Genomic DNA, 24,357 nt, shown 5'->3' on the forward strand with positions numbered 1-24,357 from the left:
TAGCCCACCAACTAGCCCACTTCCTCCCGAATTCGATAAATCGGTCGGCCCTGGGATTCGTGATAGGTGCGCATGGTCAACTCCGACAACAGACCAAAGCAGAAGAATTGAAAGCCCGCCAGCAACAACACAGTGGCAATGGTCAACAGGGGGCGATCGCCAATGGCCTGGGCCAAAAAGACTTTGATCGCAATCAAATAAATGAACAGGACTCCCCCGATCGCAATTAGCCCCAACCCCAGGGGGCCAAACACATGCATCGGCCGGGTCAGAAATTTTTTCATGAACCAAATGGTCAGCAAATCCATCACCACCCGGATCGTGCGGCCCAGGCCGTACTTACTTTGGCCAAACTGGCGAGCATGGTGACGCACGGGAATTTCCGTGATTCTGGCCCCTTCCATGAAGGCCAAAGCGGGCAAAAATCGGTGTAATTCGCCGTAAAGGTTCATATCAGCCAGCAATTCGGCGCGGTAAACCTTGAGGGAGCAACCATAGTCCCGCACGCGCACACCCGTGACACGACGAATGATGGCGTTGGCAATCCGCGAGGGCAGCAGTCGGGTCATGGCCGCATCTTGGCGCTTCACCCGCCAGCCGGTCACCAGGTCGTAGCCCTCGTTGAGCTTTTCCAGGAGGGCCGGGATGTCTTGGGGGTCGTTTTGCAAGTCCGCATCCAGGGTCACGATCGTGTGGCCCCGGGAGCGATCGAACCCGGCGGCCATGGCGGCGGTTTGACCATAATTGCGCCGCAAAATCACCGATCGCAGGTTGGAGCGCTCGATCGCCGCCTGCTTCAGCCAATCGCCGGAGCCATCCCGCGACCCATCATCCACGCAAACAATCTCGTAGCGATCGCCCGTCGGCTCCATCGCCGCCGTAATGGCATCCAGCAGATGAGGCAGGCTTTCAATTTCATTGTGGATGGGCACAACGATCGAGATATCGGGGCGATCATCCAAGGGCAACTCAGACCCAGGAATCGATCGAGCCGGAGAAGAGATCATGGGGGCATCCTTAGGGAATCGGCCTTGCGCCTCGGCGGACGCTTGCAAAAGAATATCGCGATCGCACCCCCCGTGATACCCTAGTCAAGCTCTCTAAAACGCACATCCAGCGTTTCGGGTGTTTTGCCAGTTGCCAAAGAGCCGAAGCCAAGGTCGCAAACCCTGAGCTAGTCAGCCTTTCGACTTCTGCAAAATCGCTCGCTGGATGGAGGATAAACCCGAATATCAGGAGAAATGGCCAACCATGGCAGTCGTATCCCTTACCCAAATGCTCGATGCCGGTGTTCACTTTGGACACCAGGCTAGCCGCTGGAACCCCAAGATGTCGCCCTACATCTTTGCGGCTCGCAACGGCGTGCATATTATTGACCTGGTGCAAACTGCCCAGTGCATGGAATATGCCTATCAATTTCTGCGCGAAGCCTCCGAGCAAGGCAAGCGCGTGCTGTTTGTGGGCACCAAGCGCCAAGCCGCTGGCATCGTGGCCCAAGAAGCGGCCCGCTGCGGCAGCTTCTATGTGAACCAGCGTTGGTTGGGCGGGATGCTCACCAACTGGACCACGATCAAGAGCCGGGCCGATCGGCTGAAGGAACTGGAGCGCCGCGAAGAAACCGGCGGTCTTGACCTGTTGCCCAAGAAGGAAGCTTCGGTGCTGCGCCGCGAAATGGCCAAGCTGCAAAAGTACCTAAACGGCATCAAGCACATGCGCAAATTGCCTGACATCGTGGTCATGGTGGACCAACGTCGGGAATACAACGCGGTGCAAGAATGCGTGAAGCTGGGAATCCCGATCGTGGCGCTGCTGGACACCAACTGCGATCCCGATACGGTGGATGTGCCCATTCCCGCCAACGACGACGCAATTCGATCGATCAAGCTGATCATCGGCAAGCTGGCCGATGCGATCTATGAAGGTCGCCATGGTCAGTTGGATAGCGAAGACGAAGCCTTCGACGAAGAATACGACTACGACGCAGAAGAGTACGAAGAAGAAGAAAGCACCGAAGCCTAAGGTCTGTCGCCAAATCGCCTGAAACCCTGATTCCACCGTTGGCGGATCGTGGGGGCAAGGGGCTTAAATCCCTTGTCTAGGGTGGGCGGATCGCGGGGTCAAGGGGCTTAAATTTCTTGTCTAGGGTAGACGGATCGCGGGGGCAAGGGGCTTAAATCCCTTGTCTAGGGTAGACGGATCGCGGGGGCAAGGGGCTTAAGCCCCTTGTCTAGGGTGGTTAAAGTATGGAAGATCAACCGTTTTCACTGGATCCCAGAAAATGACGACAGGCCCTAAAGTCTGTCCTCAGGATCTGTCCTCGGATTCGCAAAACTTCTGATTCTTCCATTGCAAGACTCTGGGAAGTTCGGCGTTGAAGCCCCTTGTTCAGCCACTGTTTGGCTCGATCGGCTGGGTCGAAATGATCACCCCCGGTCGATCGAGCAGAATCCAACAGTCCCAAACCTTGGCTCAATTGATCTCCTAAACTTCGTCGCTTCCTCGGTCAATTCGTCTCGGTTCGTCTCCGTTCATTGATTTCATGTCGATCGGGCGAGCCGGGTTAGGGCAAGCTTAACCCCGCCCTGACTCGCCAGGTTTTACAATCAACGGCAAATAACTGCTGCACAGTTCACGACAACGCTTGCAAACGCTTAGGTAACGAGGGCCCCATGGCAGAGATTTCGGCAAAGCTGGTTAAAGACCTGCGCGAACGTACCGGCGCGGGCATGATGGACTGCAAAAAAGCCCTGGCAGAAAACAACGGCGACATCGAAAAGGCCACCGAATGGCTGCGCCAAAAGGGCATCGCCTCCGCTGGCAAGAAAGCGGGCCGCGTTGCCGCTGAAGGGCTGGTTGATGCATACATCCACACCGGCGGTCGGATTGGCGTGTTGGTGGAAGTGAACTGCGAAACGGACTTCGTGGCCAAGCGCGATGAATTCCGGGAGCTGGTGCGCAACATTGCCATGCAAATTGCCGCTTGCCCCAACGTGGAATTTATCTCCACCGATGAAATTTCGCCTGATGTGGTAGTCCGCGAAAAGGCGATCGAAATGGGTCGCGAAGACCTGGCCGGCAAGCCCGAGCAACTGAAAGAAAAGATTGTTGATGGTCGGATTAAGAAGCGCCTGGAAGAGCTGTGCTTGCTGCCTCAGCCCTTCATCCGCGACCAAAGCAAGACCGTGGAAGAACTGATCAAGGAATCGATCGCTAAAATTGGCGAAAACATTCAAGTGCGTCGCTTCCAACGCTTTGTGTTGGGTGAAGGCATCGAGAAGCAAGCAATCAACTTCGCTGAGGAAGTGGCTGCCCAAACCGGCAACAAATAGGACGGCTGGGGCTGGATGGCCCATCCGATTTGTGGGGAAAGCGGTTTTGTCCGGCTTGTCGCCCCAACGGCTGAATTAAACCCGAAGGCATGGCCCGATCGATCGCGCAACCGTCCGAACGATCTGTGGCTGTGCCTTTGGTGCTGTTGGGGCGATCGTTCCTATTCTGGTCTGGCTCAGCCTGGTTTACTGTTCAGCCTGGTTTGGAATATTGGATTCGTTTGAGCTTGTGCAAATTGCAGCAAATTGCAGCAAATTGAGTTTATGTAGCCTGGATTGGCGCATTGGAATTTGCACGGATTTGAACTGGTGCAGAGAGAAGAGGCAAAATCACCCGTGACTGACCCGATTCATCGACTGGAGCAAGAATTGGCGGAGCTGAGCGATCGGTCTCGATCGCTGGCGGAGTCCTTATACGAGGCAGATTTGAGCTATCTGCGCACCTTGGGGGCCGCTGCCGGTCAGCAGTTGATTTTGGCCAGCTACCGGATCTGTACCCATAAGTATCCTGAGCAGTTTTTGGCCCTGCCCTTCATGGAGCGCCAAAACCTACAGCAGGCCCTGCGACAGTTGGCCCGCAACCTGTCTGAACAGTTGCAACAAAACCTGGCCTTACCCATTCCCAAGCCCGAGCGAAAACAGCGGATTGTGAAGGTGGAGGCGATCGAGCGGCCAAAATCCAGCGGTCGCCGTTCGGCCAACGGGGCAGACAACGAAGACAACGAGGGCCCCAGCACCGCTGAAATGGCGGCGGCCCTGGCGGCGGCTTTTAACTCGTTGGTCAATATTGAGTCGATCGAGCTAGAGGGGGATGATGCGGACGACGCTGAAGATTCTGAAGATTCTGACGACGAAACGAGCGATCGCCTCCGAAACGCGAACCCATCCTCAGAGCGCGATGACGACGATCTAGCAGCCGACGCAGAAGAAGAAGCCGACTCAGAACCGGAGTCAGATTCCGAACCCCGGCCCCCAGCGATCGACCTGGATGCTGGGATGCCCGAAGTGCTGGCAACGCTGGCAAACCATCCCAGCCGCGTGCTGCAATGGCATCGATCGCGCGAAAAGCTCACCAACAAAACGCTTCGGGCCCAATCCCATCAGGCCAACGAGCTATTGCGCTCAGTCGGCATTTTGCCCCGCAAACTCCCGTCCGCCATGCTGGACATTGCGGCCAAAGGAGACTTCGACGACTTCACCGGCAACTCGCCTAATCTGATTGAGCTGATCATGCAAGGCGAAGGCGATGACGATTCCGACAACGACAACGACGGAGCCACCCGCCTGGTGGCCGTGCACTTGCGTCTCTCGGAAATTCACTTTAGCAACCCCGACCTGAAACCCCAGCGGGCCGCGATCCAACAGGTGCTGGAGCAGCTTGACCAACTCCGCACCCGCTACGAAAAGGTGCAGCATCGCCAGGCGATCGCCTCCGCCGAATCCGCCTGGCGTAGTGCTTGGTTTGAAGACTAGGAAGGACTCGAGGTCGTCAGCCAGCTAAAGATTTGCCTCAGGGATCAGCGCCCACCAAACCGATCGCACCTCGATCGCGCCCGATTCCTTGAAAATCCATCACCACACACCCAACGCCTCATCCCAGGTGCTAGGTTATTGGGGATTTCAAACCCCCTAGCGCAACGTTGCCATGAGAATCCTCGTCACCGGAGGCGCGGGCTTCATCGGTTCGCACTTGATCGATCGGCTAATGAACGCCGGTCATGAGGTCATTTGCCTCGACAATTTCTACACCGGCCACAAGCGCAACATCGTTCACTGGCTGGGCCACCCGAACTTTGAACTCGTCCGCCACGATATTACCGAAGCTATTCGGCTGGAAGTGGATCAGGTTTATCACCTGGCCTGTCCTGCCTCTCCGGTGCACTACCAATACAATCCCGTCAAAACCGTTAAAACCAACGCGATCGGAACCATGAACATGCTGGGCTTGGCCAAACGGGTCAAAGCTCGGTTCCTGCTGGCCTCCACCTCCGAAGTCTACGGCGACCCAGAAGTTCATCCCCAAAGCGAAGACTATCGGGGCAACGTCAACCCGATCGGGATCCGGAGTTGCTACGACGAAGGCAAACGAATTGCCGAAACTCTCACCTTTGACTATCACCGCCAAAACGGCGTAGACATCCGCGTGGTGCGTATTTTCAACACCTACGGCACTCGGATGCTGGAAAACGATGGGCGCGTGGTCAGCAACTTCGTCGTGCAAGCCCTGCGCGGCCAGCCCCTGACCATCTATGGAGACGGCTCCCAAACCCGCAGCTTCTGTTACGTGTCGGACTTGGTGGATGGGCTAATTCGGATGATGAACAACCCCGACCACACTGGCCCCGTTAACCTCGGCAACCCTGGGGAATACACGATTTTGGAGCTAGCCAAAGCCGTCCAAGCCCAGGTGGGTTCCGGCGTGGAAATTGACTATAAACCCCTGCCCCAGGACGACCCGCGCCGCCGCCGTCCCGACATTACCCGCGCCAAGCTGTGGCTGGGTTGGGAGCCAACCGTACCCCTAGAAGAAGGACTGCAAAAGACGATCGAGGACTTCCGCCAACGGATTGTTGCTGAAGCCTAAGGCATGTCGTCAAATCACCTGAAACCCCGATTCCACTGTTGGCGGATCGTGGGGGCAAGGGGCTTAAGCCCCTTGTCTGGGGTGGTTAGAGTATGGAAGATCAACCGTTTTCACTGGATCCCAGGAAATGACGACGGGCCCTAATGGGGAAGTTGGAACAGTCAGCATCCAGAAACCATCCAAGATTTCGGTCGCAATCAGCCGGACTGATGCCAGGCTCTAGGGAATACGGATCTCAGTTTGTCTGCACCATTTGGCCCCAATGGGGCTGAATGGTTGCCGAATGACCCAACTTGTAAGGACTCCACTTGTACAGAAGGTGAATTTATGCGGGTTTGCGTAATTGGAACAGGCTACGTGGGCTTGGTAACCGGAGTTTGCTTGGCGCGCACGGGCCACCACGTCACCTGCGTGGACAACAACGAGGAAAAGGTCAAGCTGATGAAGTCGGGGCAATCCCCAATTTATGAGCCGGGCCTGTCGGAACTGATGCAGGCGGCCATGACGGAGGGGACGATCGAGTTCACTAGCGACCTGGCTTCCGGGGTTGATCAAAGCGACATCCTCTTCATTGCCGTGGGCACGCCGCCGCTACCCACGGGGGAAAGTGACACGCGCTATGTGGAAGCGGTGGCCCGAGGCATTGGCACCAGCCTGAAGAGTGGCAGCAACTATAAGGTAATTGTGAATAAGTCCACGGTGCCGATCGGCTCGGGGGACTGGGTGCGCACCATCGTGCTCGATTCCTTTAAGGAACATTCGCCGGGCCAACCGGAGCCGGCCTTTGCGGTGGTCAGCAATCCAGAATTTTTGCGGGAAGGCTCGGCCATTTACGACACCTTCAACCCCGATCGAATCGTGCTGGGCAGCAATGATCCCAAGGCGCTGGGGATGATGAGCGAGTTGTATGACCCGATCGTCCGGCGTGACTTCGCAGAAAACCAAGCCCTGCCCCCGGTGCCGATCGTCACGACGGATTTGGCCTCGGCGGAAATGGTGAAATACGCGGCCAACGCGTTCTTAGCCACCAAGATTAGCTTCATTAACGAAGTGGCCAATATCTGCGATCGGGTGGGGGCCGATGTGACCCAAGTGGCTAAGGGCATTGGCTTGGATTCGCGGATTGGGCCCAAGTTCCTGAATGCGGGCATTGGCTGGGGCGGTTCCTGTTTCCCGAAGGATGTGTCTGCCCTGGTGCATACGGCCAGTGACTATGGTTACGATGCGGAACTGCTGAAGGCGGCCGTGAATGTGAACCAGCGGCAACGGGCGATCGCGATCGAGAAGTTGCAACAGACCCTCAAGATCCTGAAGGGCAAAACGATCGGCCTGCTGGGTCTCACCTTCAAGCCCGACACGGACGACATGCGCGATGCCCCGTCCCTGATTTTGATTGAACAACTCACTCGCTTAGGCGCGAAGGTGAAGGCCTACGACCCGATCGTTTCCCAAACGGGGATGCGCCACGGCCTTTCAAATGTCTATGTGGAGACCGATCCCGAACTGCTGGCGGATGGCTGCGATGCGCTGGTAATTGTCACGGAATGGGAACAATTCCGCACCCTGGACTACGCCAAGATGGCCAAAGCCATGCACAATCCCACAGTGGTTGATGGTCGAAACTTCCTCGATCGGGCGACTTTGGAGGCCGCAGGCTTCCACTACGTGGGCATTGGTCGATAAGGATCACCTTCAGGGGCCCGTGGGGCCCCTGAGATATACTGGCCCACAAGCGGTTTTGGCCGTCCCCGCCTTGGGAGGCGCTCAATTGCTCCCAATCCCACTCCCGGTTTTGTCCAAAACGCCCTCAACACAAGCATGAGGGGGAGAGCAGGCGAGGTTTTTTACTGAGTTCTTGCGCCCGATGGCGCTGTTGCTGTTGCCCTTCAATTCACAGCATTACCGGTTCGCGGGGCATCTCGCAGGGCATCTTGCGGGACATGGCATCCTCGGCAAACGTCAGGGAATTGTGACCCAAGACAGCCGCGATCCCCATCCCCGGCGCGATCGCGCGGGAGGCAATTGTGGCTGAGATTGCCCAAACCCTCATCCTGGCCGTCTTGGTGGGCATCGGGGCCCAAATTGTGGCGGCCTGGTTGCGGCTGCCCGGCATCGTTTGCCTGCTGGTGTTTGGAATTAGCCTGGGGCGCAGCGGCCTCGGGGCGATCGACCCGCAACAGTTAGGCCCAGCCCTGGAGGCGATCGTTTCCTTGGCAGTGGCCCTCATTTTGTTTGAGGGGGGGTTGGGCCTGGAGTTGCGCGATGTGGGCAAAGTCTCCGGCAGCCTGCGCAACCTGGTGACGATCGGGACGTTGGTTTCCTTTGCGGGCGGCGGCATGGCGGCCCATTGGTTGGCGGAGTTTCCTTGGCCGATCGCCCTGCTCTACTCCTCCCTGGTGGTGGTGACCGGGCCCACGGTCATTGGCCCCCTGCTGAAAAATATTCAAGTCGATCGGCAGGTTTCAGCCCTCCTCGAAAGCGAAGGCGTATTAATTGACCCGATCGGGGCGATCCTGGCCGTCGTTGTTCTCAACATCATCATCGACGGCGGCGGCGACCCTAGCACCATCCTAGCCAGCATGTTATGGCGCTTGGGATCCGGAAGTTTGATTGGCGGGTTGGGTGGCTGGGCGATCGCCGCCTTCCTGCGGCGGGCCCCCTTCCTGTCCGATGACCTGCGGAATTTAACCGTTTTGGCCGGAGCCTGGGGCCTCTATAGCCTGTCGCAACAAACCGCCAGCGAATCCGGCCTGATGGCAGTGGTCATTGCAGGCATTGTTCTCCGGGCCGCCGAGCTGCCCGAAGCCCGCACCCTGCGCCGCTTCAAAGGGCAACTGACCCTGCTGGCCATCTCCGTCCTGTTCGTGCTGTTGGCGGCAGACCTCTCCCTCGCCAGCGTCTTCACCCTTGGTTGGGGCGGCTTGGCCGCCGTTGTGGTGTTGATGTTGGTGGTGCGCCCCCTGAACGTGTGGCTTTGCACCGCCGGTAGCGACTTTAATTGGCGACAAAAACTCTTTGCCGGTTGGGTGGCTCCCAAGGGAATTGTTTCCGCTTCCGTGGCCTCCCTGTTCTCGATTTTGTTGACCCAAGGGGGCATTACCGGCGGCGAGTCCATTAAAGCCTTGGTGTTTTTGACGATCGCCACCACGGTCACCGCCCAAGGCCTGACGGCGGGCTGGGTTGCCGATTGGTTGCGGTTAACTTCCACGGAACGGCGCGGCATCGCGATCGCCGGGGCCACGCCCGTGGGATTGCTGGTGGCGCGGTTGTTTGCCGATCGCGGGGAAGCGGTGGCGATCGTGGAAACGGACCCGGAAGCCTGCAAGCAAGCCGAAAGCGCCGGATTTCGCGTGTTTTCCAGCAGCGCCCTCGACACGGCCGTTTTGGAAGCGGCCGGTTTGGAGTCCGTGGGAACGTTCCTCGCCGCCACCAGCAATGGTGAAGTGAATGCGGTTTTGGCCCAACGCGCCGCCGAAGAATTCGCCCCGCCTCGGGTCTTGGCTGCCGTTCCCACCGAAGAGAACAGCAACGGCAACGGCCAAGCCAAACGCAGCAGCAAGGTGCAACCCGCCTTTGCCACCCAACGCAGCCTCAAGGAATGGAATCAATTGGTGAGCGATCGGGCGGTCAAACTCGGAGAAACGATCATGCGATCGACCGATTTAGACCTGCAACATGCCCACCTCACGGCCCTGATTCGCACCGGGGAATTAATTCCCTTGCTGATTGCCCGAGACGATCGGCTGATGGTGGTTTCTGCCCACGACCCATGGTTAGCGGGCGATCGGCTCATCTATTTACTCCATGATCCCAAGCCAAAAATTCTGCAAAGTTTGGCCGGATCTCGCAAGCCCGAATTCACGATCGAGCGGCTGCCTTCTGTGGAGGAGTTGCCCCTTGCCAGCGAAGCAATCCAAGAAGCCGTTTAATGCGATGACCAAATGGATCGCTCTAAATCAAATTTCGACTTCCAAGGCTGCCAAACTCGCCCTTGTCCAAAAATGGCACTGAGTAAATGAACCAATGGATTAGGAGGCTCCAAGATGTTAATTATGCCAGTGACGGAAACGGTTCCTTTAGCCATTGATGCTACAGATGTCATTCGCGTGGGAGGAACCCGCGTGACGTTGGATACGGTGATCTTGGCATTTCTAGAAGGTAATTTAGCTGAGGAGATTCAAGAGCAATATCCTTCGCTCCAGTTGGCCGACATCTATTCTGTGTTGGGCTATTACTTGCGACATCGATCGGAGGTTGATAGCTATTTGCGATCGCGATCTAATTTGGCGGTAACAGTACAGCAAAAAATTGAAGCGACTGATAACCCCGTGGGTTTACGCGATCGGCTGCTAGCACGACGCATGAGTCACTAATCCACTTCTAAAGTATGAAGTTTCTTGCGGACGAAAATTTCAATAATCAGATTGTACGCGGTATTTTACGGCGCAATTCAACGGTGGATATTGAGCGCATTCAAGATGTGGGCCTGTCGGGCGTGGATGATCCTGCCGTTTTAGCTTGGGCGGCTGAAGTCGATCGAGTGACGCTAACCCATGATGTGTCTACGATGGCAGGATTTGCCTATGATCGAGTCAAAGCCGGTCTGAAGATGCCTGGACTAGTTGAAGTTAGTCGCCGGGTAGCCGTTTCAGTGGCGATCGACGATATTTTACTCTTAGAAGAATGTGCGCTAGAAGAGGAATTAGAAGGAAGAGTTTATTTTTTACCGCTTCGCTAACCGGCTGGAAATTTTCTCGGATTCTATCTTTCCTAGAATGGCGTATTGTTCAAGGTGATCGATTGCTTCCAGGATATCTAGCAACTTTTTTTGATCACTTTTCACAAAATCTAGGAATTAACGAGGGTGTATTGGCCGAGTTCTAGGGAAATGCCGCTGAGGCGATCGTCGCCGGGGCGATAGGACAGAATTTCGATGCCGATGGGTTCTTGGGTGTCACTATCTTTGAACAAGATGATATCGTCGCCGAGGTTGGTGGCGATTTGATTCAGGCGGGGAGCTTGCCAAAAGATGGTGAGCAGTTCCGTTTCGGGTTCATAAAAAACTCTTACTTGGGCCATAGTTTTTCTCCTATTTTGATGGCATTGATTTGATCAGCCGTTATTAGTTGAGGAGAAATGGTCTCTAGGCTCCTTGGTCGGGGGTTTCGCTGAGTTTGTCGATATAGGTGATGATGGCTTTCACGATCAGGCTGTTTTCCGCATAGTGTTTTGCAACTTCAATTCCGGTGGCTTTGGCGGCTTGCAGGTGGCGTTCTGGGTTGAGGACTTGCTTCTTGAGGATGCCCATTTGGTGGCGGATTTTTTGCCAGCGGGTGGGTTCTTGGGCTTGTACCTGACCGAGAGCAGCGGTAACCACTTGATCGGCTTCTTGTTCGGTTTTTAGGTTGGGATTGGCATTTTCGAGGCCAGCAACGAATTGTTGGAGATCGGCAATTTCTTGGTTGAGGGCTGGGTCAGTACCAAAGTAGTTATAGATATTTTTAGTGCCTACATGATCGCCGTGAACGGTCATATCTTTTTCAACAATAGTAGGGTTGCCATGAATGACGTATTTGGCGTTGTACTCAGGTTTTTCAGTCATGTTGGTTGGCTGGGGTTGGGTTGAAATAGATTCTGCTGCTTGCCAAAGTTCGTAGTTATAGAATTGGCAGCTATCTTGAATTTTAGCGAACGCATTCCATAATTCAGATCTTAAGGTTTTTTTATATTCCTGCCAGATTTCAGCTAATGGTTGAGCATGACCAAGATTTCCTAGTGCCGTCGCCGAATTCCAGCGCACACACCAATCTGAGTCCTTGAGTGCTTGAAGCAAAGCTGGTCGAGACTCCGTTTTACCAATCTCTCTCAATATCGCTGATGCACTACGACGCACATCCTTATCTGAATTATTAAGCGCGTGAATCAAAGCTAATATAGCTTCCTCATCGCCAACTTTTAGCAACACCCTTGATACATTCCGGCGCACATCTTTATCTAAACCCTTGAGTGCTTGGAGCAGCACTGGTCTAGCTTCGGCACTATCAATCTTGCCCAATACCTCTACTGCTCTCTGACACACATTCTTATCTGAGTCATTGAGCGCTTGGAGCAGCACTGGTATGGCTTCGGCACTACCAATCTTGCCCAATCTCCCTGCTGCTCTCCGACGTACATCCTTATCTGAGTCATCGAGCGCGTGTAACAGCGCTGGTATGACTTCAGCACTACCAATCTCACCCAATACCTCTACTGCTCTCCAACGCACATCCTCGTCTGAGTCATTGAGTGCTTGGAGCAGCACTGGTATGGCTTCGGCACTACCAATCTTGCCCAATCTCCCTACCGCTGTCTTGCGTACATCCTTATCTGAGTCATTGAGCGCTTGGAGCAGTACTGGTATGGCTCCGGTACTACCGATCTTGCTCAATCGCCATACTGCTTTCCGACGCACATCCTTGTCTGAGTCATTGAGCGCTTGGAGCAGCACTGGTACAGCTTTGGTATCGTTAACCTTACTTAATGCATCTACCACTCTCCAACGCACATTTTTGTCTGAGTCATCGAGCGCTTGGAGCAGCGCTGGTATGGCTTCGGCATTACCAATCTTGCCCAATGCCTCTGCTGCGCTCTGACGGACATCTGGGTCTGAGTCATGGAGGGCTTGACTCAGGGCAGGTACGGCTTCTGCACTGCCAATTTCGCCCAGTGCCTCTGCTGCTCTCCGACGGACATCTGGGTCTGGGTCATGGAGAGCTTGGCTCAGGGCAGGTACAGCTTCTGCACTGCCAATTTTGCCCAATGCCGCTACTGCTCTCAAACGAACATCTGGGTCTGGGTCATGGAGGGCTTGGCTCAGGGCAAGTACGGTTTCTGCACTGCCAATTTCGCCCAATGCCGCTACTGCTCTCAAACGAACATCTGGGTCTGGGTCATGGAGGGCTTGGCTCAGGGCAAGTACGGTTTCTGCACTGCCAATTTCACCCAATGCCTCTGCTGCTCTCAAACGAACACCTGGGTCTGGGTCATGGAGGGCTTGGCTCAGGGCAAGTACGGCTTCTGCACTGCCAATTTCGCCCAATGCCGCTACTGCTCTCCGACGGACATCTGGGTCTGAGTCATGGAGGGCTTGGCTCAGGGCAGGTACGGCTTCTGCACTGCCAATCTTGACCAATGCCGCTACTGCGCTACGACGGACATCTCGGTCTGAGTCGCGGAGGGCTTGGCTTAGCCCTGCGATCGCCTTCTCTGATCGACTTGCTTCCCAGCACTGAATCTTCAATTTAATCGGCAATTCTTTCTGATCAATCCAAACCACCGTCGTGACTTGAAATGCCGGTTTGACCTCTCCCGCCAACCGTGCCCCCAACATCAAATCCACCTCATCCATGGCCAGCCGCACTGCCCGCAAAGCCTGCGCTTCGTCATCCAGCAGTGACAACATCAACGCCACTGGCTCAGTCCATTTTAGATAGTTCAAATAATCCCGCTTCAGCTCCTCATCGCTCAATTGCGGCAAGCAACGCAACAAAGATTCCGCCGCGTAATATTCCTGAATCAGTTGGTGGTGGAATTCCAGTTGATATGAATCGATGAGCTGAATCAAGTGGTGCTCCAACAAATCCTCAAGCCATTCCTTCGCTCGTTGAGCTGGATAGTCCACCTTCCCTTGCAGAAATTCTGCCAAGATCACTTCAGCATCTAATCTGGGAATAGAAACTTGTAGATCAGTAGGTTTCCCCGCTTTCAACATTGTGAAGGCTAGATGTCTCAGCAAGTCTGCCTTCCAGTAGCGGAACCCTTCGGAAGTCGGCACACTTTGCTTCAGCTTTTCATATCCCCCCACAAAACACTGAAATAACAATCCCAAACTGCCAGGAATTTGCTTGAGTTGCTCAAAAACCTGACAAAACATCTCCAGAAATAAGGGGGTTTTGCCAAGTTCTCGCGCTCGTCCTCGCAATTGCTGCAACATTGATTGCTCTTGGGCAGGCAAATAGGCTTGGATAAATTGCTGAATTTGAGAATCACTCAGCAATTGCATCTCCAGTTTGTTGGCAATGCCCAAGTCACCCCCCAACGCCACGTCTCGGGTTGTGAAAACCATCTGCGACTGGGAATAATCCTGCCGAAAGCAGTCAACAGCGCGCCGAGCTGCCTCAGAGGGCAACTCATTCACACCATCAATCAGCAATAAGAATCGTCCTTCTGCTAAAGCCACCTTGAGTGTCGCGGCTTCCACATTAAGGCTGTGATTTCGCAGAAATGCGCTAATTCGATCTAAAACAATGGGCTGATGGGCATCTAAATATCTCAACTCCAACAGCACCGGAATTTTGGCGGCCGGATCGCGCAAGGCTTCCTGAGCCTGTTCCACCAACAATCGCAACAGTGCCGTGGACTTTCCCAGTCCGGGCCGTCCCACCAGCAGCACATGATTAGCTTCCGATAGGTATTGATGAATCCCTTGTAAAACCGGTAAATTTTTTGGTTCTTCTGGGTTTACTTTAGATTTTTGGGAGCAATCATCGGTTTGCTGTTGTGGCTGAAACAACGCCACCATCAGCTCAAGATCTAGCCCAGGCTCCTCGTGAACTGGCTGAAATGCCCCGATCGCATCGGTCGGTGTATACAAACGCCACCGCCGCCAATACTTGTTGTTGGTTGTCAGCGACTTTAAATAGGGCTGAAAATCAATGGGCAGTGGCGGAGTCATCCGGTTACTTCAGCAATCCCACTCACTAATCTAGCCAACACCCAGCAAAGCGCAACCGCCAACCGATCGCCCTAAAAATATTGAGCCTTGGGACAACCATGGCGGTAACCATCATCCCAAGGCAAACAGCAAGCAGCCGCTAGAATCGCTCGATCGAGCCGTGACTATTCGGAATATTCGTAAGTGCCGCCATCACAGACAGAAACGCTGGATTGGATCAAAGCTCCCCGACCCACACCATTACCGGGGCCGAGCACACCTTTGAAATCGTAAAGACAATCCTCGCGGCCATCATCGATCGTGATCTCAATGGACTCGCCCGGGTTGAGTACATCAGTTCCCAAAATGTCCGCTTCCCAGTCATTGGTACTGGGGGGAGATGCATAGAATTCTTCGAGCACCCGACTGGTGGAATTAATCAGAGTGAAGGTCACCGACTGATATTCAGCAGCAGCGGGCTGCGCGCCCAGGGCCGAACCCACGAGGGCCACAGCTAACCCTGCCAGGGAGGAGTGCCAAAAAAAGCGATTTTTCGCCATAGAACGTCTGAAGAAGAAGTGGATTGCAATTTCAGGGATTGCTGGGCCCCGCGATCGTGGCCGCCATCCTATCCATTGCGTCCATTAAGGTAGCCTACTGATCGGGAAGAATCACAGGGGGATCAGTGGTTTTCCGAGGCTGGGGCGATCGCCCGTTAACGCTCATAAACCCCATTAACCAGCCGATCGGGGAGGTCAGTGGGGTTTAGGAACCGGTTTCGCTAGATTGCGCGAGCGTTTTCGGATTTACTTGCTGGTCATGGTGAATGCGCCATCCCACTCGGCCTCGGGGGGATTGGTCAGGTAATGCTGACAGCGTTGGAGTTGCAGTTGGGCGGCCTTTTCGTCCTTGTTAATTTCCAGCACCATGCCGAATTCGGCCATGGCTCGGGCAAACTGCCGATCGAGATAGAGCCGCCGGCCGCGGCCGTAGTGATCCAGAATATCCAGCTTGGCTTGGGGCACTTCGCGAGCCAGGGGCCCTTCCTTGATGGCGATGATTTCGTACACCGAGACGGGCTTGTTTTTGCCCTTCACTTTGATGTAGTCCAGTTCGCGGGCCCAGAGTCGATCGGGGTTGCACTTGCGATAGGTGTTTTCGCTAATCAAGATGTCGCAGCCATATTGCTTGGTGGCTCCTTCCAGGCGAGATCCCAGGTTCACACCGTCCCCGATCGCGGTGAACTCCATCCGCCGACTGGAACCGATGTTGCCGCTGATCACTTCATCGGAATGCAAGCCAATCCCGATGCTGATTTCCTTCTTGCCCTGTTCGCGCCGCTTCAGGTTGAACTCCACCAACCGATGGCGCATATCCACCGCCGTTTGCACCGCCATCCAAGCATGGTCATCGAGGGGCAACGGTGAGCCAAACACGGCCATGATTGCGTCCCCGATGTATTTGTCGAGGGTTCCCTTATGTTGGAACACCGCATCCACCATGGACTCAAAGTATTCGTTGAGCATGGCCACCACCTCTTCGGCGGTCATGCTTTCGGTGATGGTGGTGTAGCTGCGGATGTCGGAGAACAGCACCGATACATCCTTGCGATCGCCCCCCATCTTGGTTTCGCCGCTGGCCAGGAGCTGTTCCGCCAATTCCTGGGTCATGTAGCGATACATGGTGCTCTTTAGGCGTTTTTCATCGCTGATGTCTTCCATCACGATCAAGGCCCCGCGCACCTGGGTGGGATCGGCCGCATCGGCGATCGTGTTCAGGGACAGGTTAACGCTATGTTCCTCCTGCTTGGCTTCCGGTTCCGGCTCTGGAACGATCATCGTTGGTTCGCCCCACAGGTCGTCATCGAGGCCGGGGGGTTTGGGAACGGGAGTCGGGGCCGGGGCCGGCGGTGGCGCTTCGATCAGGGTCGAAGGCATCAAGGTTTGGTCAGGATAATATTGCCGGCGGGCCTTTTCCTCACTGGCCGAGAGGGCCGCTTGCACCCACTGGTTAAACTTGTCGCCCCCTTCCCGATCGGCCTTGGCCTTCAGGCGCACCACATCCGTGACCGACAGCCCTTCCAGTTCGTCATCGGATTCCAGCCCCAGCAGCTTTTTGGCGCTATCGTTGGCGGCCAGGATTTTGCCATTTTTGTCGGTGGAAATCACCCCATCGGAGAGCGATCGCAGAATATCCTTCTGCATTTGCTCTTGCTGTTTGATTTCCGCAAACAATTTGGCATTTTGCAGCGCCACCCCCGCTTGGATGTTGAAGGCTTCCATGAATTCTTGGTCGCTGCTGTCAAAGCTGGCTTTCCAGCATTCGGGGGCAGCGGGCCAATCGACGGGATCGTAGGCGGGAAATTCGCCTTGGCGCTTTTTGTTGATGAGCTGGGTCACGCCGATCAGGTGTCGATCGGCATTGAACACCGGCATACACAACATGCTGCAAGTGCGGTAGCCGCTGCGCTGGTCGGTTTGCTTGGAGGTTTCGGAATCGGGGCGATCGTACAGGTCAAAGTCAATCCGCAGGGGCTGGCCAGACTGGGCCACTTGGGCGGCGAAGGCCGTGCTGGCCGCATCAATCCGAATTTCCGTGGGCCGACCGTTGATCGGGATTTTGGTCCAAAGCTGATTTTTATTTTCGTCGTAGAGCCAAAGGGTGCTGCGATCGGCCTGCATCAATTCCTTGGCCTGATCCATCACATTGGCCAGGGTTTCTTCCAAGTCCAAGCTGCTCTTGCTCAGGCCTTCCGTGGCCTTCATCAGCGCATTGGCCGCCCGCTGACGTTTGATGGCCGCGTAGAACGCCCGCGACGACTCCAAAATCAAACGGATGGAAGGAGCAAACTCCCGAAACACCTGTTCATCGTGGCTGGTGAAGCCTTCGAGATCAATTTTTTCCGCCAGCCCCGTACTGGGATCTGCGCCGGGTTTGAGTTTGTTGATCAGTTGCACCACGGCCACGAGTTCTTCAAACTCGTTGAGCAGGGGCATCACCAGCATGGTGTAGGTGCGGTAATGATTTTGCTGATCAAACTTTTTGGCGGCGGCCGATCGGGGATCGTTGTAGAAGTCGTAGGGAATGTTGATGACTTTGCGGGAGGTGGCCACTTCTCCGGCAATCCCGACGGTGGAGGGAATCCGAATTTCGGGCGCACCTTTGGCCACCTTGGACCACAGTTCACCCCGCTCCTCGTCTAACAAATAGATGGTGGTGCGATCGGCGTTGAGCAGTTCCCCGGTTTTCAGGCTGATCGATTCGAGCATTTCCTCCAGAACCGTTTCAAACCCCCCTTGGTTGTCGTTGAGCACGTCCAACATGGAGAGGGTTTGGTTCACGACCCGGAGCTTGTCCTCCACGTCGGTGACCACCTGTTTAAAGGTGTCACGCTTCAGGGGTGCGAGGAACGCCTTGAACCCGCCTTGGCGCGAGACCACTAACCCACCGCCGCCGCTGCTGGAGGGGCGCGGATTGGCTGGGGGCCGGCTGGCCTCGTGGGTGGCAGCGGTGTTATCCGTCACAACCTCGGTAGCGCGGGAGTCCGTGGCGACGACATCCACGACGGTGGCTTCGAGAATGGTGGCTTGGGCGATCGGTTGCTTAGGCGACGAGGGGGCCATAGATGCTCGGGAGATTATCGCTGCGGGTCAAGGTGCGATCAAAAAAGGTGCGATCAAAGCAGAATCAGCAGGGAAGTCACTTGAATGGGATCTGTAGGCGGTTGGTCGGGATATCGAGACGAATGAACTTCGACAGACCACGAAACTTGAACAACCTGAACCATTGACGGGAAATGGCGATCGATCGCCCTACTGGATGAGTCACCAGTGATTAACCGGTTAGCAAGTGGTTTTTAAGACCATTGCCCGAACCTAAGAATCGGCATGGATCGTGGCGTTTTTGAGTCCGCTGATCACGGGCGATCGCTTCAAGGATGAAATCCGAAGCATTGTTTTTACGCCCTAGTGTAGTCTGTTTATTCTATTTTCCTCAGGGGGCAACTTCGGTGGCTTAGGCCCGGGGCCATGAATGAAGCCATGGTGATTGGAATCCAACAGGCGATCGGGTGGGCAATCCGGCAAGGCAAATCCGGTGATCAAGGCGATCGAGAAGGGGTGATCCAGCGCTGAACAGCCACGGTGGGGGGTTAGGGGTTGATCGCTACTCTGACCATAGAGGGATTCGGAAGTCGAGACTGTCGTTGATTTTACGACGTTTTTCGAGGGAGGCGGCGCGAGGCCCTTGGGGAGCGATCGCCCTGTCGCAACCGGGCGGCTCGATCGAGTAGGGAATCGGCAAAGGCATTGGCCGCCGCTAGGGTTTCTGTGGAACCCGCCGGGCCGTCGAGGCCCCCGGCCAGTTGGGCCAACTCCAGCCGACGATGTTCGGCTCCCAAGGAACTGAGGCGCACCACGGTGCGGATGCCTTCCCCATCCCCTTGATCGGCCACCGACTCGGCCAGCGGGGTGCTAATCGTCACCTTGGCCACGCGGAAGTGATGATCGGCCATGGCCGCCACGATCGGCTGGTGCGTCACGCAAAGCACCTGGTGATCTTGGCTGAGGTGATGGAGTTTTTGGGCGATCGCCTGGGCCACCCGCCCGGAAACCCCCGCATCAATTTCATCAAAAATTGCCGTTTGTACCTGGCTCACCTGGGAAAAACAAGCTTCAAACGCCAGCAAAAAGCGGCTCATTTCCCCACCGGAAGCCGTTTCGCTCAGGGGTTGCAAGGGTTCTCCGGGGTTAGGACTGAAGGTGTAGGTGATTCGATCGAACCCGGCCGACGAAGGGGGAACCCGCCCAAACTCCACAGCGAACTGCACCCGCTCCATGGCCAGGGGAACCAATTCCGCCACCAGTTGTGTTTCCAGATCCCGCGCGGCCCGGCGACGCAGTTGATGCAGGCGATCGCACTCGGTTTCAAGGGCTTGATAGGCCACTTGGTATTGGTGCTCCAAAGACTCCAGGGACTGCCCCCCGTCCGTCAACTCCGCCACCCACTGGTCTAGCTCATCGCGCCGCGCAATCAGAGCACCCAGATCGAGGTTATATTTCCGGCAAAGGGCCTTGAGTTGCATGATCCGCTCCTCCACCCACTCCAGCCGATCGGGATCGCTTTCCAGGCTGGCTCCGTAGGCGTTGATTTGCAGCCCCGCCTCCGTGACCTGGGTGAGGGCGCTGGTCACCATCTCCAAAATGGCTTCCACCTGTCGATCAAACCGGGCCGATCGCTCCAGTAGGGCTTCCGCCTTGCCCAACAGTTCCGCACAGGAAGCCGCATCGTCAGCTCCGGCATAGAGCAACTCGTAGGCCTGGTAGCTCTGCTGTTGCAAATCCACCACATGGGTCAGGCGATCGCGCTCTTGCTCCAGGTCAGCCAGTTCCTGCGCTTCCGTGAGGGCCGCCGCCATTAACTCCTGCAACTGGAATTGATAAAGATCGAGTTGCTGTTGTCGCTGGGCTTCCTGTTGGCGGCGGTTGCTCAGTTGCAGCCACAATTCTTGGGCCCGGTCATAGGCTTTGGCCACGGCCGATCGCTGCTTCAAAATCGGTGCGCCGCCAAATTCATCCAGCCAATCCCGCTGGGATTCTGCCTGCAGCAATTGCACCGTTTGCCCCTGGGCGGCAATGGTCACCAATCGATCGCGCAGGATGGCCATGCGGGCCTTGGGGATGGGTTGCCCATTGCAACGAAACCGGCTGCGCACCGTGCTGCGGCCGCCTTTGCCCCCGTCGCTATTGCCGGGACTGCTGACAATTTCCACGCTGCAAACCAGCCGATCGCCTGTCATGTCCCATTGCTGCACCTTCAGCCAGTCCCGCAGCGATCGATCAATGGCAAAGGTCGCCTCGATTTCTGCCCGATCGCAGCCCGTGCGGATCGATCGGGCCGTGATCCGCCCGCCCAACACCGCCTCGATCGCATCGAGAATAATCGACTTGCCCGCGCCCGTTTCTCCCGTCAGCACATTCAGCCCGGGCCCAAGGGTCACTTCCAGCGCATCCACCAGCGCAAAGTTTTCAATCCGCAATGACAGCAGCATGGACCGTTGATTAACCCCACTCGCCTAGCGCTCTCCTAGCTTAAGGCGTGTCGCCTACCAGGTCGAAAGGCTTGGCAACCGGGAAAGGCTTTCGGCGGCCTATGTTGATCCAGTCGGCCCAGCGAAATGGACGAGAAAACCGAAACAGAACCGATCGTGACCCGCAACCAACGAAAACCAGATCGCCGTAGGGGTTGGGTCTCCCAACCCTGGCCTGAGCGATCGCGACTTTTCAGAGGATGTCTGAGAAGTATCTTTCAATATGGGCTGAAGATTAATTGTCGTAGAAGGGGCTTGAGCATCTTGTCTACATCGATCTCTGGGGCGTACAGAGTAGCAATTTTGGCTTTTCAGACATCCTCTCAGACATCCTTTCAGGTATTGATCAAATATCGATCAAGGACGCTGTTTCAAATAGGTTTCAATGGCTTGCCGAATATCTTGGGAAAATTGCTCCGTTGAAAACAGTTGAGCCTGTTTTTCAAGGGCCGATCGCATTCGGTTTTGCAGCTCCGAAGAGGACAGCAGAGCCACAATTCTAGCCACCGCTTCCTCATCATTGGCGAACATCAATTCTTTGTTCTGTTCTCCGACAATTTCCACCTGGCCACCGCCCCGATCGCGCACAAAGGGAATCGTTCCCACCTTCACCATTTCCGCGATCGAAATGCCAAAGGGTTCCTTTTTCCAGTGGAGTCCATAGCGGCAACGGGACAGCACATTCACATAATCGGCATAGCTCAAGTTTTCGTAAAGGGTCACCCAATCGGCATTTTCATCAATTTTTTGTTGTAAAAATTGCCGATATTTTTGACCATAAACCCCGCCACCACCGCCTGTGAAATAGAGCTTGATCGGAAAACCCTGATCGCGCACCCGCTTCAAAATTTCCAGCACCCGATGCGGTTCCTTGGCTTTGGTCAAGCGCCCACTACAGATAAAGGCTTCTTCGCGATCGGGCCAAGCCACCGTCGGCGCATCCACAGCCACGGGCGGATAAACCACCACCGGTTGGCCGCCATACCGCTCCTGAGTCACCGTGGCCACCATCCGTGAATTGGCGATCGACCAATTGCGCCGCATTCTGGCTTCTGAAAACTGCGAAACCCAATAGAAATTCCGATTTTCTAAGACACCCACCCAATGGACATATTGCACCCCATCGCAACCCAAATCAATCGCGTTGTAGCCAGAAACTGCCAAGTTATATTGCCGACTAAATTTCTTGAAGAACCGGATGCAAAAGTGGCAAAAAAACTTACGAAAAAACTGACTATTGGCGATTAGAAATTCCACCAAATTCTTGAAGGGCGCTGGAATGCAATGGCGCACTTGCACCCGATCGGACAGTTGAGTTCCATAGAGCTGATTTAACCGATTGAGGTCGATCGGGGTCAGTGTAAATAATGTCAAGTCATAGTCTGCCTGCAACGCATTCAACATCCACAGGGTCACGGCTTCCGCTCCCCCACCCGCAAAAAACGGATAAAAAACCGCGATCGTGGTGGGAGTTTGGGGGCGGGGGTGTTGTTCTGAGGTCACGATGAAAAACCAATGAGCGACGAGCGATCGACCCGGCCAAGCAGCGGGCCCAGGTCGGGGGCCAATCCACGGGGCGATCGGCTGGGGCCATTATCGCCTAGCCTAACTTTCCCCTCTTTGCCCGCCAACGATTCAGCCAACCGGACAATTCCCGCCGGGAGCGTTTGACCCGATCGTTTCTCGACAATCATCGGTAACCCGATCGGGAAAGTGGACTTTTTAGAACAGGGGTGATACTATGCACTGCATTAAACGGTAATCCGATCGGAAAACCGGTCTTTATAGATCCAAGCAGTTCAAGGGCAAATGAGGGTTTCGACAAATGGGCAGGATCAATGGCAGCGATCGTTGGACAAAACGAGCGTCTCGACGTTGGCACTTCACAACCTGGCTGTGGGGCATGTTGGCGATCGCCCTTGTGGTGTTGTTGCCCACTTGGGCCTTGCCCGCCGTCGCCAATGCTCCCAAGGCGAAAATTGAATTTGTGTCACCCCAGTGGCTCAGCCAACATTTGAGTGATGCCAACTTGCGCGTTTTGGATGTGCGCAACTCGCCCCTGGACTACATCGGGGGCCATGTTCCCGGCGCTGTGCATATTGCGGATTTAGCCTTTCGCGGCCCCGATGGCTTTTTGCCGGTGCAATATTGGGACAACGAAAAAATCGCATCGCTCTTTGGCAAAGCCGGGGTTAACAATCGCCAAAAGGTCGCCGTTTATTCCAACGGCAATGACGTGTTAGGCGCAACCATGGTGGCCTACTTGCTGGAGCGATCGGGAGTCAAAGACATTGCGATCGTGGATGGCGGTTTTGCCGGTTATCAGGCCTCGGGCCAAACCGTCACGAAGGAATATCCCCGGTACGATCGGCAAACATTCCAACTCAAAGACGATCCCTCCGTTCGCGTCGCCCTGGCCGATGTGCGGAAATTAATTGGTCAACCCAACGTAGTTTTCATTGACCCGCGCCCTCCGGAATTATTCAGCGGTGAAAAACCCCTTTGGGTGCGAAACGGTCACATTCCCGGTGCCAGAAACATTCCTTGGCCCACCTTTACCGAAGCCAACAATTCCCAGGAAGCGCTCAAGAATCCCCACAAGCTGAAATCCTTGGATGAAATTCGGCAAATTCTGGCCAGCCGTAACATCACTCCCGACAAGCAAATCATTGTTTCTTGCAGCACTGGGCGGGAAGCTACCTTGCAATATGTAGTGCTGAAGCATCTTTTGGGCTATCCCAATGTGCGTATTTACGAAGGGTCTTGGACTGAGTACAGCACCACTGATTTACCGGTGGAAACTGGCCCCGATCGCACTTAGGAATTAATCCAAAGTTGACTGAACATTCAGTCCAGGATTTGGATTCTTTGGGTCGATTGTCAAAATTGGTCAATCTTAAACCCGTTGATCAGCATTGATCAGGGACTGATTGACCAAGCCCCTTGATTCAAAATTACAGCCTTTACCTAGCTCAAGCCTGTAGAGCAGGCAATGCCTGCTTACTCACTGCTTCATACCACCTGTGATGTGACGCACCAATCGTTCTAGGTCAAGGCTGTATGAATCGGCCAGCCTGAATTTTCTGCCAATTATTGCCCCCAACCGAAGAACAAGGAGAGATAAAAATGGCGCTATTTTTGGTTGAAGCATCGATTTTGAATCGGCATGTGGATGAAATTCGCACCGCCCTAGATCAAGTATCGAAGGCTGCACAGGCAACCCATTCAGAATTGATTGAGGCACAAATTGGTAAGGATCTTTTTCGACTCTTCGCCATCCTCAATGCCCAAGATGAAGTATCAGTACGCGCGGCTTTTTTGAATAGTAATCTGACGATCGAACTAGTTAAACCCGTGCGCTTGGTGGGGCAAGACCTGACTGTCGTTAGAACCCAAAAGGACAAGGCTAATTACCTTGTGGAATGGGATTTGCCAGCGGGGCTAACGATGGACAAGTATTTGCAACGCAAGGCTGAAAAATCTCCTCTTTATGCTCAAGTTCCAACGGTTTCCTTTGAGCGAACCTATGTTTGCGAGGACTTGAGTAAATGCCTCTGTTTTTATGACAGTCCCGATGAGGCAACGGTGAAGCAAGCGCGAGAAGTGGTGGGTGCGCCCATCGATCGGCTCACCAGTCTGGAAACGCTGGACTAAGACTCAGGTT

Annotated in this window: 19 protein-coding genes; 11 read left to right on the forward strand and 8 right to left on the reverse strand. The window is 55.0% G+C overall.

Features of this window, described 5'->3' with window-relative positions:
• Window positions 1–11: 11 nt before the first annotated feature.
• The gene (locus tag AC2IAX_RS16750) at window positions 12–1,007 is read right to left on the reverse strand and encodes a glycosyltransferase (RefSeq protein ID WP_494388460.1); all 996 of its coding nucleotides are present in this window, start codon (window positions 1,005–1,007) and stop codon (window positions 12–14) included.
• A gap of 244 nt (window positions 1,008–1,251) precedes the next feature.
• On the opposite strand from AC2IAX_RS16750, the gene rpsB reads away from it, so the two are divergent.
• The 9 genes from rpsB (at window position 1,252) to AC2IAX_RS16795 (ending at window position 10,651) form a co-directional block, all read left to right on the forward strand.
• A complete protein-coding gene (gene rpsB, locus AC2IAX_RS16755) occupies window positions 1,252–2,019 on the forward strand; it encodes a 30S ribosomal protein S2 (protein ID WP_494388461.1) in 768 nt (255 codons plus the stop codon).
• Between the two features lie 650 nt (window positions 2,020–2,669).
• Entirely contained in the window at window positions 2,670–3,329 is a 660-nt protein-coding gene (gene tsf, locus AC2IAX_RS16760; RefSeq protein WP_494388462.1) for a translation elongation factor Ts, read from the forward strand.
• Window positions 3,330–3,665: 336 nt separating this feature from the next.
• Window positions 3,666–4,802, forward strand: a complete 1,137-nt coding sequence (locus AC2IAX_RS16765; RefSeq protein WP_494388463.1) for a hypothetical protein — start codon at window positions 3,666–3,668, stop codon at window positions 4,800–4,802.
• 172 nt (window positions 4,803–4,974) lie between these two features.
• The gene (locus AC2IAX_RS16770) at window positions 4,975–5,913 is read left to right on the forward strand and encodes a UDP-glucuronic acid decarboxylase family protein (protein ID WP_494388464.1); all 939 of its coding nucleotides are present in this window, start codon (window positions 4,975–4,977) and stop codon (window positions 5,911–5,913) included.
• 327 nt (window positions 5,914–6,240) lie between these two features.
• Window positions 6,241–7,596 carry a UDP-glucose dehydrogenase family protein gene (locus AC2IAX_RS16775; protein WP_494388465.1) on the forward strand — a complete coding sequence of 452 codons (1,356 nt, stop codon included), beginning with the start codon at window positions 6,241–6,243 and terminating at the stop codon, window positions 7,594–7,596.
• 181 nt (window positions 7,597–7,777) lie between these two features.
• Window positions 7,778–7,945, forward strand: coding sequence for a hypothetical protein (locus tag AC2IAX_RS16780; RefSeq protein WP_494388466.1), 168 nt, complete (start codon window positions 7,778–7,780; stop codon window positions 7,943–7,945).
• Window positions 7,938–9,842 (forward strand): cation:proton antiporter, encoded by a 1,905-nt coding sequence (locus AC2IAX_RS16785; protein ID WP_494388467.1) that lies wholly within the window; start codon window positions 7,938–7,940, stop codon window positions 9,840–9,842. Before AC2IAX_RS16780 ends, AC2IAX_RS16785 begins: the two co-directional genes overlap by 8 nt.
• A gap of 114 nt (window positions 9,843–9,956) precedes the next feature.
• A complete protein-coding gene (locus AC2IAX_RS16790) occupies window positions 9,957–10,286 on the forward strand; it encodes a DUF433 domain-containing protein (protein WP_494388468.1) in 330 nt (109 codons plus the stop codon).
• Window positions 10,287–10,300: 14 nt separating this feature from the next.
• Window positions 10,301–10,651, forward strand: coding sequence for a DUF5615 family PIN-like protein (locus AC2IAX_RS16795; protein WP_494388469.1), 351 nt, complete (start codon window positions 10,301–10,303; stop codon window positions 10,649–10,651).
• A 110-nt stretch (window positions 10,652–10,761) separates the two neighbouring features.
• On the opposite strand, the gene AC2IAX_RS16800 is transcribed toward AC2IAX_RS16795, so the two are convergent.
• From AC2IAX_RS16800 to AC2IAX_RS16830, 7 genes are all read right to left on the reverse strand, one after another.
• Complete coding sequence (locus AC2IAX_RS16800) at window positions 10,762–10,992, reverse strand: hypothetical protein (RefSeq protein ID WP_494388470.1); 231 nt, start codon at window positions 10,990–10,992, stop codon at window positions 10,762–10,764.
• Between the two features lie 64 nt (window positions 10,993–11,056).
• Complete coding sequence (locus AC2IAX_RS16805; RefSeq protein ID WP_494388471.1) at window positions 11,057–14,626, reverse strand: HEAT repeat domain-containing protein; 3,570 nt, start codon at window positions 14,624–14,626, stop codon at window positions 11,057–11,059.
• A 164-nt stretch (window positions 14,627–14,790) separates the two neighbouring features.
• Window positions 14,791–15,165 carry a hypothetical protein gene (locus AC2IAX_RS16810; RefSeq protein ID WP_494388472.1) on the reverse strand — a complete coding sequence of 125 codons (375 nt, stop codon included), beginning with the start codon at window positions 15,163–15,165 and terminating at the stop codon, window positions 14,791–14,793.
• 246 nt (window positions 15,166–15,411) lie between these two features.
• Window positions 15,412–18,228 (reverse strand): GAF domain-containing protein, encoded by a 2,817-nt coding sequence (locus AC2IAX_RS16815; protein ID WP_494388473.1) that lies wholly within the window; start codon window positions 18,226–18,228, stop codon window positions 15,412–15,414.
• 587 nt (window positions 18,229–18,815) lie between these two features.
• Window positions 18,816–20,654 carry a DNA repair protein RecN gene (gene recN / locus AC2IAX_RS16820; RefSeq protein ID WP_494388474.1) on the reverse strand — a complete coding sequence of 613 codons (1,839 nt, stop codon included), beginning with the start codon at window positions 20,652–20,654 and terminating at the stop codon, window positions 18,816–18,818.
• Between the two features lie 396 nt (window positions 20,655–21,050).
• Window positions 21,051–22,196, reverse strand: coding sequence for a glycosyltransferase (locus AC2IAX_RS16825; RefSeq protein ID WP_494388475.1), 1,146 nt, complete (start codon window positions 22,194–22,196; stop codon window positions 21,051–21,053).
• Entirely contained in the window at window positions 22,193–22,387 is a 195-nt protein-coding gene (locus AC2IAX_RS16830) for a hypothetical protein (protein ID WP_494388476.1), read from the reverse strand. The genes AC2IAX_RS16825 and AC2IAX_RS16830 overlap by 4 nt, the downstream gene beginning before the upstream one ends.
• 209 nt (window positions 22,388–22,596) lie before the next feature.
• Here AC2IAX_RS16830 and AC2IAX_RS16835 point away from each other — a divergent pair, with 209 nt between their 5' ends.
• Window positions 22,597–23,514, forward strand: a complete 918-nt coding sequence (locus AC2IAX_RS16835) for a sulfurtransferase (RefSeq protein WP_494390424.1) — start codon at window positions 22,597–22,599, stop codon at window positions 23,512–23,514.
• Between the two features lie 305 nt (window positions 23,515–23,819).
• The gene (locus tag AC2IAX_RS16840) at window positions 23,820–24,347 is read left to right on the forward strand and encodes a DUF4242 domain-containing protein (RefSeq protein WP_494388477.1); all 528 of its coding nucleotides are present in this window, start codon (window positions 23,820–23,822) and stop codon (window positions 24,345–24,347) included.
• Window positions 24,348–24,357: the final 10 nt, after the last annotated feature.

The sequence above is a fragment of the Limnothrix sp. HT2024 genome (assembly GCF_059138625.1).